The organism is Winogradskyella marincola, assembly GCF_029624125.1.
Classification (GTDB): domain Bacteria; phylum Bacteroidota; class Bacteroidia; order Flavobacteriales; family Flavobacteriaceae; genus Winogradskyella; species Winogradskyella marincola.
The window spans coordinates 508,712-526,401 of sequence record NZ_JARSBN010000002.1; the positions used below are offsets into that span (position 1 = coordinate 508,712).

A 17,690-nucleotide genomic window follows, 5' to 3' on the forward strand; every position below is an offset into this window, starting at 1 on the left:
ATTGTTATAACGCCCTAAAATAAAGAGTTTGTAACGATTTTAAATAACTTCTAATTTCTTCCCAACTTTAATAAAAGCGGTGATGGCTTTGTCTAATTGTTCCTTAGAATGTGCTGCTGAAAGTTGTACGCGGATTCTTGCTTTTTCCTTAGGAACAACAGGATAAAAGAAGCCAATTACATATACTCCTTCCTCTAAAAGCATATTTGCCATTGTTTGAGACAACTTAGCATCATATAGCATTACAGGTACGATAGCAGAATCTCCGTCAACGATATCAAAACCAGCGTCTTTCATTCCTTTTTTGAAATATTTAGTATTCCAGTCTACTTTATCTCTAAGTGCAGTATCGTTTTTAAGCATATCAAAAACTTTGATAGAAGCACCAACAATTGCAGGAGCTAAAGAGTTTGAAAATAAATACGGACGAGAACGCTGACGTAAAATTTCAATAACTTCTTTTTTGGCTGTTGTGTATCCGCCCATTGCTCCACCTAACGCTTTGCCAAGTGTTCCAGTGATAATATCAATTCTTCCTAGAACTCCTTTTTCTTCAAGTGTACCAATTCCTGTTTCACCAATAAAACCAGCAGCATGGCATTCATCAATCATTACCATGGCATCGTATTTATCTGCTAAATCACAAATCTTGTCTAAAGGAGCTACTAATCCGTCCATAGAGAATACGCCATCAGTAACAATGATTTTAAAGCGCGCTCCATTTTCATTAGCAGCAATGAGTTGCTTTTCTAAGTCTGCCATATCATTATTTTGGTAGCGATATCTTGCAGCTTTACATAATCTTACTCCATCAATAATAGAGGCATGATTTAAAGAATCGGAAATAATAGCGTCTTCTGCAGTTAAAAGTGGTTCAAAGACTCCTCCATTTGCATCAAAAGCAGCTGCGTATAAAATGGTGTCTTCAGTACCATAAAAATCCGCTATTTTTTGTTCTAATTCTTTGTGTATGTCTTGCGTACCGCATATAAACCGAACAGATGACATTCCAAATCCATGAGTATCTAAAGTTTCTTGAGCGGCTTTTATAACTTCAGGATGAGAAGAAAGTCCTAAGTAGTTATTTGCACAAAAGTTAAGGACTTTTTGCCCTGTGTTTAAAGTAATTTCTGCACCTTGAGGCGAAGTGATAATTCGTTCTTCTTTAAAAAGACCTGCGTCTTTAATAGCTTCAATTTCTTGTTGTAAATGAGCTTTAATATTTCCGTACATAATTTTTGTGTTAGTTGTTTCGCAAAGATACTATCTTGAAATTAGACTTCAACAACTTCAACAGTTTCATTTATGTAAACAAGAAATTTGCAAGTTACATCATGGTTCATTGTTTTTAGAACAGAAGCATAAGTGTTGAGTTGAGATTTGTGAGATGCCATTTGATCTCCCGTTTTGTAGTCAATTATTGTAACTTCATTTTTTTGATTGATATTGATACGATCTGGTCTATGCAGTTCTCCAGATGGTGTTACAATATCTCTTTCGTTGTAAACTTTGTGGTCGTTGTTATAGTATAATTTAATTTTTGGATGTTCTATAACTTGCATTACAATTGTTCTAAGAGCTTCTTCATCTGAGGCTGTTATATCGCCAGAAGCTAATAAATCGTCAATGGCAAAGTCAATATCTTCTTGTGTTACGATTTTAGAGAGTAAAAGATGCACCAAATTACCACGTTCTATAGCTTTTCCTTGTTTGGTATCCCAAAGTTGGCCGGCTTTTGTTATGATTTTTAAATTATGATCTTCTTTTGGTACAGAGATTAAATCAATAGAAGTTGTGTCTGCTTCTGGTTCTGTTTTTTGGTTTAGATTTTTTGAAGTGCCAAAATTGTATGTAAGCGTGCTGTCTGACCATAATCCTCTATCTTGTAAATAAGAAATAAACATACCAGCATATGTTTTTTCGCTCACAACACCTTTAGTGCTAATATCTTTTTTTGTTATGATATGTAACTGCTCTACAGCTCTGGTTAAAGTTACATACAGAAGATTAATGTTGTCTAATTCTAATTGAGATTTTCGAGTTTCATAGAGCGCTTTGCCATCATCACCAAAGTGTTCAACATCACTATTGTAGTTGAGTAATAATGTTTCAAAATTATTGTAATTATTTTGCTCAACAGGAAACCAAACTTTTGGTTCTATTTCTTGATAAATATTTAGATCTGCAAATGGAAAAATAACCACAGGAAATTCTAACCCCTTAGATTTATGAATGGTCATAATCTGTACAGCATTATTATTTTTTGGCGAAATAACACTGAGACTGTCTTTTTTCTTTTCAAAATAATTTATGAACGACGACAAATCTGAATTTTGCTTTTGTGTAAATTCTAAAATAACATCTAAGTAAAATTGAACAAAAGCATCAGATGCGTTGTGAAGATTAAATGCTCTAATAAGTTCTTCAACAAGATCGTAAAGAGGAACTTGTAGTAGTTTGTTTTTGTCTATGTAGATATTTAAATCTTCAAGTTTTTTGAGCATTTCATCAAAACCAATGGCTAAATGAGCGCTGTAAAATGAATGTTTGTCATCGATGTTATGTTGATTTGCAATAAAAGTTAAAACATCAATTTTTAAACTATCATTATCGGGTTGAATTAATAGTTTTAGAAAAGCATCAAGAAACTGAACTTTGTCAGAGTTCTTTAATAGTAAGGTTTCAGAAGAAGTGATTTTTATACCTTTTTCACTTAAGAATTTAGCTATCTCAACACCTTCTTTTCGTTTTCTTACAATGATACAAATGTCGTCTAATGAAAACCCATTTTTCAGGCATTCTTCAATAGTTTTTAAAGTGCTATTGGTATACATTTCATTAGCATTATCCTCTTTTGAAATGTCTAAAAACTCAATGTTAACATAACCTTCTGTATTTTGAAATGGCTTTTGTTTAGAGTTTAAGTAAAGTTCAGCATATCTACTATCGTTAAAATAATTTTGACTCAAAAACAGAAAAAAAGCATTGTTAAAATCTATAATTTCTCTAGCGCTTCTGTAGTTTGTATCTAAGCTTAGTACTTCTGCTTCAATCTGAAAAGGTGTGCTAGATCTGTTATATAAGTCGATAAACTGTTCTGGCTCACCACCTCTCCATCTGTAGATAGATTGTTTGGCATCTCCTACAAGCATAGCAGAACCATTAGATGCAGAGAGCGCATTATCTAGGAGTGGTAACAAATTTTCCCACTGCATATTAGAGGTATCTTGAAACTCATCTATAAAGTAGTGTCTAAACTTTTCGCCCAAACGTTCATAAATAAATGGTGTGGGTTGGCCTTTTATTTCATTGCTTATAATTTTATTAAATTCTGAAATAAGCATTTTATTTTGCTCCTCTTTTAAGATGTTTAGTTCTTTCTGAATAGCATTTAATACAGAGAGTGGAGTTATATTTTTATAGAGGCCTTGTTTTAGTTTTAATTCAAAAACTAAATCTTTTGTTTTTAGAAAAGCTTCAGCCAGGTTTGGTTGAATGCTGTTTATGGTGCTTGCAATTGTATCTGTAACACGTTTTGGGTAAAGCGTATTACCTTCTGTTAGGTCGTTTTGCCATGCAGATGAAAAAGAAATACCCAAATTGCCTTGTGCTAAGTTGAAAAAGTGATTAGGAAGCGATTTTCTGTTAAAATCATCAAACTGTAAGCCACACTCGTCAATTAGAGCAAGTACTGTCTCGGCTGTAGTTATAATATCCTTTTCTATTACAGAGCTATCCTTTATTAAGGTAGATTTTAAGGTTTTAAAGTCTTCAATCGTTTTGTTTTTAAACGTCTCAATGGCTTCTAAGTCGTTTTCATTAACAAGAAGTTTAGCTATTTTGTTAAAGTCGTAGCTAATGTCCCAGCTTTTGTCATCATCAGCTTTTTCAATCGCAAAATCAACTAATGTTTGTGTTAAAATGTCGTTATTTCCAGCTCTAGAAATTAAATTATCAACAGCTTCGTTAAGAAGACGTTCTTGGTCTAGCTCTACTTCAAAATTTACAGGAAGTTTTAGATCGTGAGCAAAAGTTCTAATAACTCTGTGTGTAAAACCATCAATTGTAGAAATATCAAAAGCGCCATAGTTGTGCATGATGTGTTTCAATATTGTCTTAGAACGATTTATTAAGAATTCAGGTGCTATAGACAGTTCACCGCATATTGCGCTAAACATAGGATGAGGAGCTGTAAGGCTGTCTACCTGAGAAAATACTTTTAGCATTTCTACAATACGCTCTTTCATTTCGCCAACAGCTTTGTTGGTAAATGTTATGGCTAGTATAGATTTAAACTGTTCATTGTTCTTAGATTGAACAAGGATTTTAATATAGGTCTTTGCTAAGGTAAATGTTTTACCACTTCCAGCAGAAGCATCGTATATTTTGAAGGCTGAGTCTTGCAAAAGATAAATTTTATACCAAAATAGGGAATCTTAATAATTTATTTAGAACTTCTTGTTTTCAAAATTGTAAATTTGTTAAAATTGAAACAATAACACTAAAAAACATAAACATTATGGCTTTTGAATTACCACAATTAAAATATGCATACGATGCTTTAGAACCACATATTGATGCACGTACAATGGAAATCCACCATTCTAAGCACCACAATGGTTATACATCAAAGTTAAATGCTGCTATCGAAGGAACAGATTTAGAAGGTAAATCTATCGAAGACATCTTAACTAACCTAGATATGAATAATGCCGGTGTTAGAAACAATGGAGGTGGTTTTTATAATCACTCTTTATTTTGGGATGTTATGAATCCTGAAGATAAAGGTTATTTATCAGGAGAATTAAAAGATGCTATTGAAGCAGAATTTGGATCTAAAGAGGCGTTTATAGATGCATTTTCTAAAGCAGCTGCAACACAGTTTGGTTCAGGTTGGGCTTGGTTATGTGTACACAAAGGAGGTAAGGTAGAGGTTTGCTCTACGCCAAACCAAGATAATCCACTAATGCCAGGCGTTAGTTGTGGTGGCACACCAATCTTAGGATTAGATGTTTGGGAACACGCTTACTACTTAAACTACCAAAACAGAAGACCAGATTATATCGATGCTTTTTTCAAGGTTATTAACTGGAATGAAGTTGAGCGTCGTTATGCTGAAGCTAAATAATATTTTTATTACATAGTAGAAAAGCCAGACTTAATAGTCTGGCTTTTTTTATAATATGAAATTGAAATTTTTATAAAAATGATTAAAATGAAAAAAGGTGAACAGAGAGTTCACCTTTTTTGCCCCAAATCTACCATAAACTTAACCTACTTATGTTATGGTGAGTCAAATATAAGTTTACAATAAATTAATATTTAAATTTTTCGGATAAACGACCTATATATTAGTCTAAGCGTGGATGCTATTATTATTGTGTAAAATTGAGCTTGTAAGAGCGTATCAATTACATAAAACGAGTTAAAGCATTACTTTAAATAAAGTCCATAAAAAAAGGTGAACAGAGAGTTCACCTTTTTTTGCCCCAAATCTACCATGAACTTAACCTACTTATGTTATGGTGATACCAATGTAATTTTAATTTGTTAAAAAAGACGTAAATATTAGACGAAAAGCATTTTTTATCGGCAAATTACGTGTTTTTTCGGACTAAAAGCCTGTTTTTGAGCTTAATAGGCACGTTCTTTATTGCCTTCGTAAAAATTAATAAAGGCTCTGTTAACCACTCTGTTACCTCCATTTGTAGGGTAATCTCCTGTAAAATACCAATCACCTAAATTTTTAGGACAAGCTTTGTGTAAGTTTTTAACAGGTTGAAAAATAATTTTTACTTCAGCATTAACAGATTCATCGCTTAAGAGCTCTGCAATTTTATCTGATATTTGTTCGTCTGAGAAGTTGTCATAAATCTCTTTGACATAGTTAACCACATTTTTGTCTTTTAGGTTAACCTGCTTTAAACATTTTTGATATACTTCTTCTACTATATGATATTGGTTGTTGTCTTTTAATAACTCTAGTGCAGCTCTAAAGGCAACTAAGCTTTCGAGATTAGCCATATCAATACCATAACAATCTGGATATCGTATTTGTGGTGCAGAAGAGACTACTATTATTTTCTTAGGCCTTAACCTATCCATCATTTTTATAATACTCTTCTTTAAGGTCGTTCCTCTTACAATACTGTCGTCTATGATTACAAGATTGTCAGTTGGTTTTATAACGCCATAAGTAACATCGTATACGTGCGCTACTAAATCGTCTCTACTACTATCTTCTGTGATAAAGGTTCGTAGTTTTACATCTTTAATAGCAATTTTTTCTATTCGTGGTCTTTCAGATAATATTTCGGTTACTCGTTCTGCCGAGAGTTTTCCGTTACCTGCCAAAATAGATTTTGTTTTTTTCTCGTTGAGGTGTTCTTCAACCGTATCAATCATTCCAAAAAATGATGTTTCGGCTGTATTAGGTATAAAAGAAAAAACGGTGTTTTGAGTATCGTTATCAATAGCTTCAAGGACTTTTGGCATTAATAATCTACCAAGTTCTTTTCGCTCTTCATAAATTTCAGCATCGCTTCCTCTGGAGAAATAGATACGCTCAAAAGAACATGCCTTACGTTCTAAAGGCTCTAAGATTTTTTTAATTCTTATTTCGCCAGATTTTTTGGTAATAATAGCATGTCCTGGATCTAATTCCTTAACATCATCAAAAGCAACATTAAAAACGGTTTGTATTACAGGTCTTTCTGAAGCAACAACAACAACTTCGTCATCTTTATAGTAGTAAGCGGGTCTAATACCAGCAGGATCTCTTAATACAAATGAGTCTCCGTGACCTAAAAGGCCAGCCATGGCATAACCACCATCCCAGTTCTTTGCAGCGCGCTTCAAAATTTTACTCAGTTTAAGACGTTCTGCAATTAGAGGGGAACATTCTATCTTAGAATAGCCTTCTTTTTTTAGATCTTTATAGATTTTGCTGACAGCATCATCTAAGAAATGACCTATTTTTTCCATTACAGTAATAGTGTCTGCCTTTTCTTTTGGGTGCTGACCAATGTCTACCAGGTTGTTGAATAGTTCATTAACATTTGTCATGTTAAAATTACCAGCAACGATAAGGTTTCTGTGCATCCAGTTGTTTTGTCTTAAAAATGGATGTACACTCTCTACACTGTTTTTTCCAAACGTACCATAGCGCACATGTCCTAATAAGACTTCGCCAATGTAAGGTATGTTCTTTTTTTGTAATTCTACATCATCCTTATATTCTGGATGAGCAGTCATTTCTTTATTAATGCGTTCGTTAATTTGAGCAAAAATATCCTGAATAGGTTGTTGTGCTATAGAACGTACTCTACTAATATAGCGTTCGCCAGGTGTAGTGTCTAGTTTTATGCTGGCAAAACCAGCACCATCTTGTCCGCGATTGTGCTGTTTTTCCATCATAAGGTACATTTTGTTTACACCATAAAATGCTGTACCATATTTTTTCTTGTAATATTCTAAAGGTTTTAAAAGCCTTATATGCGCTATACCACACTCGTGTTTTAAAGCATCACTCATATTATGTAATAAAAAAACGCGCTAAAAATTAAGCGCGTCGATTTTTTTTTAAGTTAATTCTATATCAAATTGTGTTAGACTCTTAAATTGTTCTAAGCGTCTATGCACTTCTTCTGTTTTTAAATTCTCCATACGTTCTGTTCCAAATTTTTCAACACAAAACGATGCTAATGTAGAGCCGTAGATTACTGCATTTTTTAAGTTTTCAAAAGAGTAATCTCCTGTTTTTGCTAAATAACCAGCAAATCCACCTGCAAAAGTATCTCCTGCACCTGTAGGATCAAATACTTCTTCTAATGGTAGTGCTGGTGCAAAGAATACGCTATCGTCATGAAACAATAATGCTCCGTGTTCTCCTTTTTTGATAACCACATATTTAGGACCCATTTCATGAATTTTTCTTGCAGCAACAACTAAAGAGTATTCTCCTGTTAACTGTCTTGCTTCTTCGTCATTGATGGTGATAACATCAATATGTTTTATGGTGTTGTGTAAGTCTTCTAATGCACAATCCATCCAAAAGTTCATGGTATCTAAAATTACCATCTTTGGTTTTGTTGTCATTTGGTTGAGCACACTCATTTGTGTTAGAGGGTGCAGATTACCTAGCATAACAACTTCTGCATCTTTATAGTTTTCTGGCACTACAGGTTCAAAATCAGCTAAAACATTAAGCTCAGTAGCTAATGTGTCTCTAGAATTCATATCGTTGTGATATCTACCGCTCCAAAAGAAAGTTTTACCATCTTTTACGATTTCTATTCCAGATACATCAATGTTTTTATTAGACATAAGGTCTAAATATTCTTGCGGAAAATCTCCACCAACTACCGAAACTACAGCAGAATCTACATTAAAATTTGAAGCAGCAAGACCTATAAATGTGCCAGCTCCTCCAAGGATTTTATCGGTTTTACCAAAAGGTGTTTCAATAGCATCAAAAGCTACAGTACCAACAATAACTAATTTACCCATTAAAGTAAGTTTGAATTAAGGTGCAAAAGTACATAAAATATATTGCTGATGAAACATACTTGACATCATCTAAATTAAATTATTTTCTTCCAAAATCCGCAGGAATTTCTCCCCAAGCTTTGGTTTCCCATTTAACGATGGTAGTAGTGTAGTTGTTTTCTTTCAGCCATTTTACAGCTCTGTCTACCAAATCAAAAACAGGTTTGTTTTTAGCGTTGCGTTCTAATTTAGAATTGCACATTTTTTTTCGTACCCAACTCATTGCGGTTTTAGAGTCGGTATAAATGATTCGGTCGCTATTATGCTGTTTTAAAAATGCTAATCCGTGAACGATAGCTAAAAATTCGCCAATATTGTTGGTGCCTTCTTCAAAAGGTCCTTGAATAAAGAGTTGTTTTTTTGTTTTGGTATCAACACCACGATATTCCATTTTGCCAGGATTGCCAGACGAAGCGGCATCAACCGAAATGGAATTATAGTTGGGTTGTCCTATTTTTTTGAGCTGTTCTGCAGAGAGTTCGCTTTTAAAACTCTTGGATTTGCCTATGTAATCTTTTGGGCCATCTTTAAGAGCTTTTTTTGCGGCTTCAAAAGTGGCGAAAGATTTATATTGAGCACCTTTAAAATCTTTGATTTGAGCTTTGCAGTCGTCCCATTTCTCAAAAACTCCAGTTTTATGGCCTTTCCAAACCGTGTAATATTTCTTTTTCTTTTTTGACATAGTGTGTACTAACTTTCAAAAATAGCTACAGCTCTTACAGGAGAACCTGTTCCGCCTTTAATTTTAAGAGGTAATCCAATAAATCTAAAACGTCCTCTACCAATTAATTTGTATAAGTTAACCATATTTTCATAATGCGTAAATCCCATTTCTCCACAAATATGATGAACTTCCTTATTAGAAATTCCTGAAACTCCAGGCGACATTGTTTCTACGCCAAAAGCAGCAATTTTTTTATTTCCCAACCATTTTGCAGCCTCTACACTAATGCCAGGGCCTTTGCTCCAGTTTTCTGTACCAAATGCTTTTCTGTAATGGTCAGTATATATTAATATGGTGTCATTTTCTAAAATGGAAAGATTTTGTGCTTTGCAAGCCTCTTCAAGATCTTTAATTTCTATTAACTCTCTAAACCTTTTATGAGAGAGGTCTATGCAAATACCCTCTGTATAAAACATAGATAATGGCATTTTGTCAATGGAATGCCCTTTGTGCTTTTTTGCCATATGGTTAATGGCATCAACGTGAGTACCTGTGTGCTCGCCAAGCTCTAACTTATGCACAGCAACGGTTTTTGAAGTCGCATCTACTTCGCCATCCCATTCTTCGTGAGTATTGTGGATAGACATTTTTACTTGAGGCAAATCCTTAAAAACAGGCATGCCTTCATATATATCTTGACTTAAATCTATAATTTCAGTCATCAATAAATTAAGAGTTTAAAAGTTGTTTGACCACTTTAGGAAAATGTTCCATTTCCAATTCATGTATTTTGGCTGCAACATCTTCGGCATTATCTGACGTTTTTACGTCGCATTTTGCCTGAAAAATGATAGCTCCTTCGTCATAATTTTCGTTTACGTAGTGAATTGTGATGCCAGTTTCGGATTCTTTGTTAGCTACAATTGCATTATGAACATGCATTCCATACATGCCTTTTCCTCCATATTTTGGAAGTAAAGCAGGATGAATATTTATCACTTTATTTTTAAATTCATTAAGAATAAATTCAGGAAATTTCCAGAGAAAACCAGCGAGTATAATTAAATCTGGTTGAGAGGTTTTTAAAATATTTAAAACATCTTCTGTTTTGCTAAAAGCTATTCTGTTGAATGATAATGCGCTAATTTTTAGGTTTTTGCACCTGTCTAGTACTTTGGCATGAGGATTGTTGGTCAGTACCTGAATAACAGACGCTTCATCGCTGTTTTGAAAAAACTTAATTAAATTTTCAGCATTAGATCCGCTTCCGGAGGCAAAAATTACAATACGTTTCATGTACAGTTATATTGGTTTATTATTCAGAAACAAAAAAAAGAATAATTATTAACAATTAGGGATAAAACAAGAAGACTTATTCTTAAATTTGAGAATAAAACTCACATTTTATCGGTAAAGGTGAATTTTAAAATAAAGTTTTTTATTTTTGCCCTCTAATTAAAACTTAAAATTAAAAGATTATGTCAGACATTGCATCAAGAGTAAAAGCGATTATCGTAGACAAATTAGGTGTTGATGAAAACGAAGTTGTAACTGAAGCAAGCTTCACTAACGACTTAGGTGCAGATTCATTAGATACTGTAGAATTAATCATGGAATTTGAAAAAGAATTTGATATTCAAATCCCAGACGATCAAGCTGAAAACATTGCAACAGTTGGTCAAGCTATCTCTTACATAGAAGAAGCAAAATAAGACTTTATTTTTATGGAATTAAAGCGAGTAGTAGTTACTGGTCTAGGTGCACTTACACCTATTGGCAATACCAAGGATGAATATTGGAATGGTCTTGTTAATGGAAAAAGCGGTGCTGCACCTGTTACACATTTTGATGCTGAGAAGTTCAAAACGCAATTCGCTTGTGAAGTAAAAAACTTTGAAGTTACTGACTTTATTGACAGAAAGTTAGCGCGTCAAATGGACAAGTTTTCGCAGTATGCGATGGTGGCTTCAGATGAAGCTATTGCAGACTCAAAATTAGATTTAGATGCGATAAATAAATACAGAGTAGGAGTAATTTGGGGAGCTGGTATTGGTGGTTTAGAAACATTTCAAGAAGAAGTGCTTAACTATGCTGCTGGTGACGGAACACCTCGTTTTAGTCCTCGTTTCATTCCTAAAATGATTGCAGATATAGCACCAGGAAACATATCTATTAAATATGGTTTTATGGGTCCTAACTATACCACAGTATCTGCTTGTGCATCTTCTGCCAATTCTATGATTGATGCCCTAAACACTATACGTTTGGGACATTGTGATGTAGTAATTACAGGTGGAAGTGAAGCAGCAGTAACTATTGCAGGTATGGGTGGGTTTAATGCTATGCACGCTATGAGTACCCGAAACGATAGCCCTGAGACAGCTTCAAGACCTTTTGATGCCAATCGTGATGGTTTTGTATTAGGTGAAGGTGCAGGTTCTATTGTTTTAGAAGAGTATGAGCATGCAAAAGCAAGAGGAGCTAAAATCTATGCAGAAGTTGTAGGTGGAGGTTTATCTTCTGACGCTTATCATATGACAGCTCCACATCCAGATGGAATAGGAGTTGTTGCTGTAATGAAAAACTGTTTAGAAAATGCAGGTTTAAAACCCGAAGATGTAGATCATATTAATACACACGGAACATCCACACCTTTAGGAGATGTTGCCGAATTAAAAGCTATATCAGAAGTGTTTGGAGACCATGCAAAGAACATAAACATTAATTCTACCAAGTCTATGACTGGTCATTTGTTGGGTGCTGCTGGCGCTATAGAAGCTATTGCGTCTATATTAGCACTAGAAAATGGTATTATACCACCAACAATTAATCACGAAACAGTAGACGAGAACATAGATCCAGAATTAAATTTAACGCTCAATAAAGCTCAGAAAAGAGATATTAAAATAGCAATGAGTAATACATTTGGATTTGGCGGTCACAACGCTTGTGTATTATTTAAAAAATTAGATTAAATCCCGAATGAACTTCATTCGTAACATATTAAAAAATTCCCGTTCATTCGATGACGGGAATTTTTTTTTAAAACTTAAAGATATCCTTGGTTTTAAGCCTAGATCTCAAAATTTATACATAAAAGCGTTCACGCATCGTTCGATGAATATTAAGGATAAAAAAGGAAATCCTATTAATTACGAACGATTAGAATTTGTTGGAGATGCTATGATAAGCTCTGTAATAGCAGCATATCTATATGAGCAAGTACCACATGGAGATGAAGGCTATCTTACCAAAATGCGCTCTAAAGTAGTAAGTAGAGAGCATCTAAATGAACTGGGTAAAGAGTTAAACCTTATAGACTTAGTGCAAAGCCGAATACCAAAATCTAATTTTGGAAACAACATACATGGCAATCTTTTTGAAGCCTTAGTTGGTGCTATTTATTTAGACAGAGGTTATAAAGATTGTGAGAAATTTTTATATAATCGCGTAATAAATCCTCACGTAGATATTGAGACTTTAGAAGGTAAGGTAATTAGCTATAAGAGCTTATTAATAGAGTGGTGCCAAAAGGAAAAAAACACCTTTGATTACGATGTGTATGAAGATACAGGTAACGACGAGTTAAAACATTTCTCTGTAAAACTTAGCATAAATAATAAAGTGGTTTCTAAGGCCAGAGCAACTTCGAAGAAAAAAGCAGAAGAAAAAGCCTCCAAGCGTGCTTTTTTTGCATTTCAAAAACAAATTACAAAGCACATATAACTCTACTATAATTAAGATTATTAATTAAAGCCAAAATCTACAACGTTTTCGTAGATTTTAAGGGTTAAGATTAACCAAAAGTTGACATTGCCAACCTATTATTGTGCTATATTTACCAATTAAAGGAGTAACTGTATGGCATTACATAAACTTATGGTTGATGATTTTTACGATGATACCTATAAGCTTATTGCTATACATTGTAGGTTAGAAGATTATCGTTTAGCCTATCTGCTTAACCAAAAGTTAGAGCTTAGACTACAACGAAAAAAAGAAGATATAGATATGGAATATTTAAAATCTTCTTACAGTATTTTTGAGTGGAATAATGCGTCACAGTATGTAACATGGAACCTAGTGTCTAACGTTTGTAAAAAAGAAGAAGATAGTCTTTATAGTATTGGGCTTTTTCAAACAAACGAAAAAGTTATGAAAACATTCAACCTTGTTCCAGAATATAAAAAAGTTGATTATTTTATAAAGATTTCAGAAGAAATTCAGAATGTCAACGATAAACTTATATTAAACAAGCTTCAAAGTATACCTCAGATCATAACAAGTTATACAGTTAATCCGTCTGAATTAAAATCTAAAGATCATTTAATTTTTTGAATTGATGCCAAACAAAAAGACCAAAATAGTAGCCACATTAGGCCCAGCAACAAGTACAAAGGAAACCTTAAAAGCAATGTTAGATGAAGGAGCTAATGTTTTTAGAATTAACTTCTCTCATGCTGATTATGAAGGTGTAAAAGAACGTATAAGGATGATACGCGAACTCAATGAAGAGTTTGGGTATAATGCAGCAATACTTGGAGATTTACAAGGTCCTAAGCTAAGGGTTGGCGTAATGAAGGGTGAAGTTATAGTAAACGAAGGAGACGAAATCATTTTTGCTACAGGAAAACGTTTTGAAGGCACCAAAGAGCGTGTCTATATGACGTACGAGAAGTTTCCTCAAGATGCAAAACCAGGTGAACGTATCTTATTAGATGATGGTAAACTTATCTTCGAAGTTGTTTCTACAGATGGTAAAAAAGAAGTAAAAGCTAAGGTAATACAAGGAGGACCACTGAAATCTAAAAAAGGTGTTAACTTACCTAATACCAATATATCGCAACCAGCTTTAACAGAAAAAGATATAGAAGATGCCATTTTTGCAATAGGGCAAGAAGTAGATTGGATTGCTTTGTCTTTTGTAAGACATGCAGAAGATTTAATGGAGTTAGAGGCATTGATTAAAGAACACAGTGAGCACAAAATTCCAATTATTGCTAAGATTGAAAAGCCTGAAGCTGTTGAAAATATAGACAAGATTGTAGCTTATTGTGACGGATTAATGGTAGCACGTGGAGACTTAGGTGTTGAGATTCCTGCTGAAGAAGTTCCATTAATACAAAAGCAACTGGTGTTAAGAGCTAAGCGTGCCAGAATTCCGGTAATTATTGCAACGCAAATGATGGAAACGATGATTTCTAGCCTAACGCCAACACGTGCAGAGGTTAACGATGTTGCTAACTCTGTGATGGATGGTGCTGATGCAGTAATGCTTTCTGGTGAGACATCTGTAGGACAATATCCAGTTCAGGTTATTCGTCAAATGTCTAATATTATTAAGAGTGTAGAGGACTCTCCTTTAATAGAAGTACCTCAATCTCCACCTCATATTCGTACTAAGCGTTACATTACAAAGTCTATTTGCTATCATGCCGCAAACATGGCTAATGAGATTAATGCAAAAGCTATTTCAACATTAACTAATAGTGGATATACAGCATTTCAAATTTCTGCCTGGAGACCTCAAGCGCATATTTTAGTATTTACCTCTAACAGACGTATTTTATCTCAGTTAAGCTTGCTTTGGGGAGTAAAAGCATTTTATTATGACAAGTTTGTAACTACAGATGAGACTATAGAAGATGTTAATGCTATAGCATGTAAAAAAGGATACTTAGAAGTAGGCGATATGTTAATTAGTTTAGCTGCTATGCCTATTAAAGATAGAGGTATGGTAAATACCCTTAGAGTTACAGAGATAGAAAGCTGTAGTTTCTAAGTCAGATAATAACAAATTATAAAGGCTCAATGATTTTTATTGAGCCTTTTTTTTGTTTAAAACTCAAACTTCAACTGCACACTAACAGACTTTTTATCTTCAATTGATGGTTTTGTTTTGGTCTTGTCTGTATTTAAATTTGAGAGTGATATTCCCAAAAGACGAACAGAATTGTTAAGTTTTTCTTGATACAAGAGCTCTTTTGCTGTTTCTAAAATTATAGACTTATCACTTACAAAATATGGGAGTGTTTTGCTTCGTGTTTGCAAAGTAAAATCGCTGTATTTAATTTTTAGAGTTATTGTTTTTCCTGCCACTTTACTTTTATCTAAACGCCTGGATACTTCTTCAGAAATATGATTTAATTTTTCAAGCAAGAAAACTTCAGAAGATAGATTCTCGCTAAAGGTGCGCTCTGCTGCTAGAGATTTTCTTATACGGTTGGGTTTTACTTCGCTGTGATGTATGCCTCTAACGACATAATAGTAGTAGCGACCAGATTTGCCAAAATTATTATCTAGATACTCAAGACTTTTGGCTTTTAAATCTTTGCCTGTAAAAATTCCTTTTTGATACATTTTTTCGGCAGTAACCTTACCAACACCATAAAACTTCCTAATGTCTAAATCTTCCAAAAATTGAAAAACATCTTCAGGATTAACCGTTTTTTGTCCATTAGGTTTGTTGTAATCGCTCGCGACCTTGGCAATAAACTTATTAATAGAAATGCCTGCGGAAGCCGTTAAGCCTACTTCATCAAAAATACGTTGTCTTATCTTCTGCGCAATCAAAGTTGCACTAGGAAGTCCTATTTTGTTTTCAGTAACATCTAGGTATGCTTCATCTAGCGACAATGGTTCAACTAAGTCTGTATAGTCAAAAAAGATTTTACGTATTTGTAAAGAAATCTCTTTATAACGATCAAATCGAGGTCTAACAAATATAAGTTCTGGACAAAGCTTTTCGGCCAAACGACCAGACATGGCACTTTTTACACCAAACGTTCTGGCTTCGTAACTTGCAGCACTAATAACACCTCGTTTTCCTCCACCACCAACAGCAATGGGTTTACCCTTAAGATCAGGATTGTCCATCTGTTCTACAGAAGCATAGAATGCATCCATATCTACATGAATTATCTTTCTTATTGGTAAATCGTTTAGCATAGTGTAAATTTAGACATTAAATACCGTTTAATGACTGTAGAAATAGAGCGTAAATTTTTTGTAACTTCTAATGATTTTAAAAAAGAAGCCTCCAAAAGTTATACAATAAAACAAGGATTTTTAAATAGACACGAAGATCGTACTGTAAGGGTAAGAATAAAAAAAAATAAAGGTTTTTTAACTGTAAAAGGAAAATCATCTGATGATGGTTTGGTTCGTTTTGAATGGGAAACCGAAATTTTAATAGATGAAGCAGAACAACTTTTAAAGTTGTGCGAGAATGGTATTATAGATAAAATAAGATACGAAATACACATAGGTAACCACATCTTTGAGGTTGATGAATTTTTTGGAGATAATGAAGGTTTAATCATAGCAGAGGTAGAATTAATGTCTAAAGAAGAACATTTTGACAAACCAAATTGGTTAGGAAAAGAGGTTACTGGAGATATAAGGTATTATAATTCGCAATTAAGTAAACAACCCTATAAATACTGGAAATAATGAAAAAAGTATTGCTAACAATACTGTTAATTGGTGCTTTAACATCTTGTAAGAATGATAAAGAACCTACAACAGTAAAAGAAACAGAAGTTAAAAAAGACACTGTTGATTTGTCTATAAAGGAACCTAATATTGAACATTCATCAGAGAAGCGTAGCAAATCTGTAGCAGAACTAAAGGCAGAACTTATAAGTAAAGGTTATAAGGTGTTTGACTATGTAGATGAAAAAACAAAGGATACAACTTTGATGCAACAGTATTTTATTGCTTTTTTAAAGAATGGACCGATTAGAAACCAGAATGAAGAAGAAGCCAATCAATTACAAAGTGAACATTTAGCACATCTCGGAAAAATGTATGAGCTTGGTTATGCTGATATTTCTGGCCCTTTTGGTGATGATGGAGAAATAAGAGGAATTACAATTTATAATGTGCCAACCTTAAAAATGGCAGATAGTTTGGCTAATGCTGATCCTATGGTTAAAGCAGGTCGCTTAGTTATAGAAATGCATCCTTGGTGGGCAGCTAAAGGTTTTTCCTTACGCTAGAACAAATAAAAAAAGCTCTGACTTAGTCAGAGCTTTTTTTTATTTATAACTTAGAGTATAGTATGATTATTGTTGCTGAGGCGCACCACTAACAATTTTAAACTCAGAGCGTCTGTTTTGTTGATGTTGCTCATCCGAGCAGTTAGCGCCACAATCTACTTTAGGCTCAGATTCACCTTTACCTTCAGCAGAGATACGCGAAGCATCAATACCCTTAGAGATAACGTATTGTTGTGTGCTCTTAGCTCTACGTTGCGACAATCTTTGGTTGTAAGAGTCAGTACCTCTACTATCGGTGTGCGATGTAGCATTGATAACTAAATCAGGATACTTATTCATGATTTGTATTAACTTATCTAATTCAAAAGCCGCTTGTGCAGTAATGTTAGATTTATCAAAATTGAAGTAAATAGGGTTAAGTACAATTTCATCTGGAGTCATTATTTTCTCGATAGGCTCTAAAGAAATCTGAACGTCAA

The 17,690-nt window shown here is 33.8% G+C and carries 17 protein-coding genes; 8 read left to right on the forward strand and 9 right to left on the reverse strand.

Annotated elements, in window-relative coordinates; all coding sequences use genetic code 11:
• Positions 1-39: 39 nt before the first annotated feature.
• The gene (gene kbl, locus P7122_RS05470) at positions 40-1,233 is read right to left on the reverse strand and encodes a glycine C-acetyltransferase (protein WP_278004765.1); all 1,194 of its coding nucleotides are present in this window, start codon (positions 1,231-1,233) and stop codon (positions 40-42) included.
• A gap of 41 nt (positions 1,234-1,274) precedes the next feature.
• A complete protein-coding gene (locus P7122_RS05475) occupies positions 1,275-4,406 on the reverse strand; it encodes a UvrD-helicase domain-containing protein (protein ID WP_278004766.1) in 3,132 nt (1,043 codons plus the stop codon).
• A 113-nt stretch (positions 4,407-4,519) separates the two neighbouring features.
• Here P7122_RS05475 and P7122_RS05480 point away from each other — a divergent pair, with 113 nt between their 5' ends.
• Positions 4,520-5,128 carry a superoxide dismutase gene (locus P7122_RS05480; protein WP_278004767.1) on the forward strand — a complete coding sequence of 203 codons (609 nt, stop codon included), beginning with the start codon at positions 4,520-4,522 and terminating at the stop codon, positions 5,126-5,128.
• A 506-nt stretch (positions 5,129-5,634) separates the two neighbouring features.
• On the opposite strand, the gene P7122_RS05485 is transcribed toward P7122_RS05480, so the two are convergent.
• From P7122_RS05485 to purN, 5 genes are all read right to left on the reverse strand, one after another.
• Positions 5,635-7,533: an amidophosphoribosyltransferase gene (locus tag P7122_RS05485; RefSeq protein ID WP_278004768.1), complete on the reverse strand. Its 1,899-nt coding sequence runs from the start codon at positions 7,531-7,533 to the stop codon at positions 5,635-5,637.
• A 48-nt stretch (positions 7,534-7,581) separates the two neighbouring features.
• The gene (locus P7122_RS05490) at positions 7,582-8,508 is read right to left on the reverse strand and encodes a PfkB family carbohydrate kinase (RefSeq protein WP_278004769.1); all 927 of its coding nucleotides are present in this window, start codon (positions 8,506-8,508) and stop codon (positions 7,582-7,584) included.
• 79 nt (positions 8,509-8,587) lie between these two features.
• On the reverse strand, positions 8,588-9,229 hold the full coding sequence (locus P7122_RS05495) for a ribonuclease H1 domain-containing protein (protein WP_278004770.1): 642 nt from the start codon (positions 9,227-9,229) through the stop codon (positions 8,588-8,590).
• An 8-nt stretch (positions 9,230-9,237) separates the two neighbouring features.
• Positions 9,238-9,933, reverse strand: a complete 696-nt coding sequence (locus P7122_RS05500) for a cyclase family protein (RefSeq protein ID WP_278004771.1) — start codon at positions 9,931-9,933, stop codon at positions 9,238-9,240.
• 7 nt (positions 9,934-9,940) lie between these two features.
• The gene (purN, locus tag P7122_RS05505; RefSeq protein ID WP_278004772.1) at positions 9,941-10,507 is read right to left on the reverse strand and encodes a phosphoribosylglycinamide formyltransferase; all 567 of its coding nucleotides are present in this window, start codon (positions 10,505-10,507) and stop codon (positions 9,941-9,943) included.
• A 182-nt stretch (positions 10,508-10,689) separates the two neighbouring features.
• On the opposite strand from purN, the gene P7122_RS05510 reads away from it, so the two are divergent.
• From P7122_RS05510 to pyk, 5 genes are all read left to right on the forward strand, one after another.
• Entirely contained in the window at positions 10,690-10,923 is a 234-nt protein-coding gene (locus P7122_RS05510) for an acyl carrier protein (RefSeq protein WP_008269813.1), read from the forward strand.
• 12 nt (positions 10,924-10,935) lie between these two features.
• Positions 10,936-12,186 (forward strand): beta-ketoacyl-ACP synthase II, encoded by a 1,251-nt coding sequence (gene fabF / locus P7122_RS05515; protein ID WP_278004773.1) that lies wholly within the window; start codon positions 10,936-10,938, stop codon positions 12,184-12,186.
• Between the two features lie 7 nt (positions 12,187-12,193).
• A complete protein-coding gene (gene rnc / locus P7122_RS05520; protein WP_278004774.1) occupies positions 12,194-12,937 on the forward strand; it encodes a ribonuclease III in 744 nt (247 codons plus the stop codon).
• A gap of 135 nt (positions 12,938-13,072) precedes the next feature.
• Complete coding sequence (locus P7122_RS05525) at positions 13,073-13,549, forward strand: IPExxxVDY family protein (RefSeq protein ID WP_278004775.1); 477 nt, start codon at positions 13,073-13,075, stop codon at positions 13,547-13,549.
• A gap of 4 nt (positions 13,550-13,553) precedes the next feature.
• On the forward strand, positions 13,554-14,993 hold the full coding sequence (gene pyk, locus P7122_RS05530; protein ID WP_278004776.1) for a pyruvate kinase: 1,440 nt from the start codon (positions 13,554-13,556) through the stop codon (positions 14,991-14,993).
• Positions 14,994-15,049: 56 nt separating this feature from the next.
• Here pyk and dinB read toward each other — a convergent pair whose 3' ends face one another.
• Positions 15,050-16,159, reverse strand: a complete 1,110-nt coding sequence (gene dinB, locus P7122_RS05535; RefSeq protein WP_278004777.1) for a DNA polymerase IV — start codon at positions 16,157-16,159, stop codon at positions 15,050-15,052.
• 30 nt (positions 16,160-16,189) lie between these two features.
• On the opposite strand from dinB, the gene P7122_RS05540 reads away from it, so the two are divergent.
• Both P7122_RS05540 and P7122_RS05545 read left to right on the forward strand, forming a co-directional pair.
• Complete coding sequence (locus P7122_RS05540; protein ID WP_278004778.1) at positions 16,190-16,663, forward strand: CYTH domain-containing protein; 474 nt, start codon at positions 16,190-16,192, stop codon at positions 16,661-16,663.
• Entirely contained in the window at positions 16,663-17,211 is a 549-nt protein-coding gene (locus tag P7122_RS05545) for a YciI family protein (RefSeq protein WP_278004779.1), read from the forward strand. The genes P7122_RS05540 and P7122_RS05545 overlap by 1 nt, the downstream gene beginning before the upstream one ends.
• Before the next feature lie 66 nt (positions 17,212-17,277).
• Here P7122_RS05545 and P7122_RS05550 read toward each other — a convergent pair.
• The coding region (locus P7122_RS05550; RefSeq protein WP_278004780.1) for an OmpA family protein at positions 17,278-17,690 on the reverse strand (413 nt) is incomplete at its 5' end.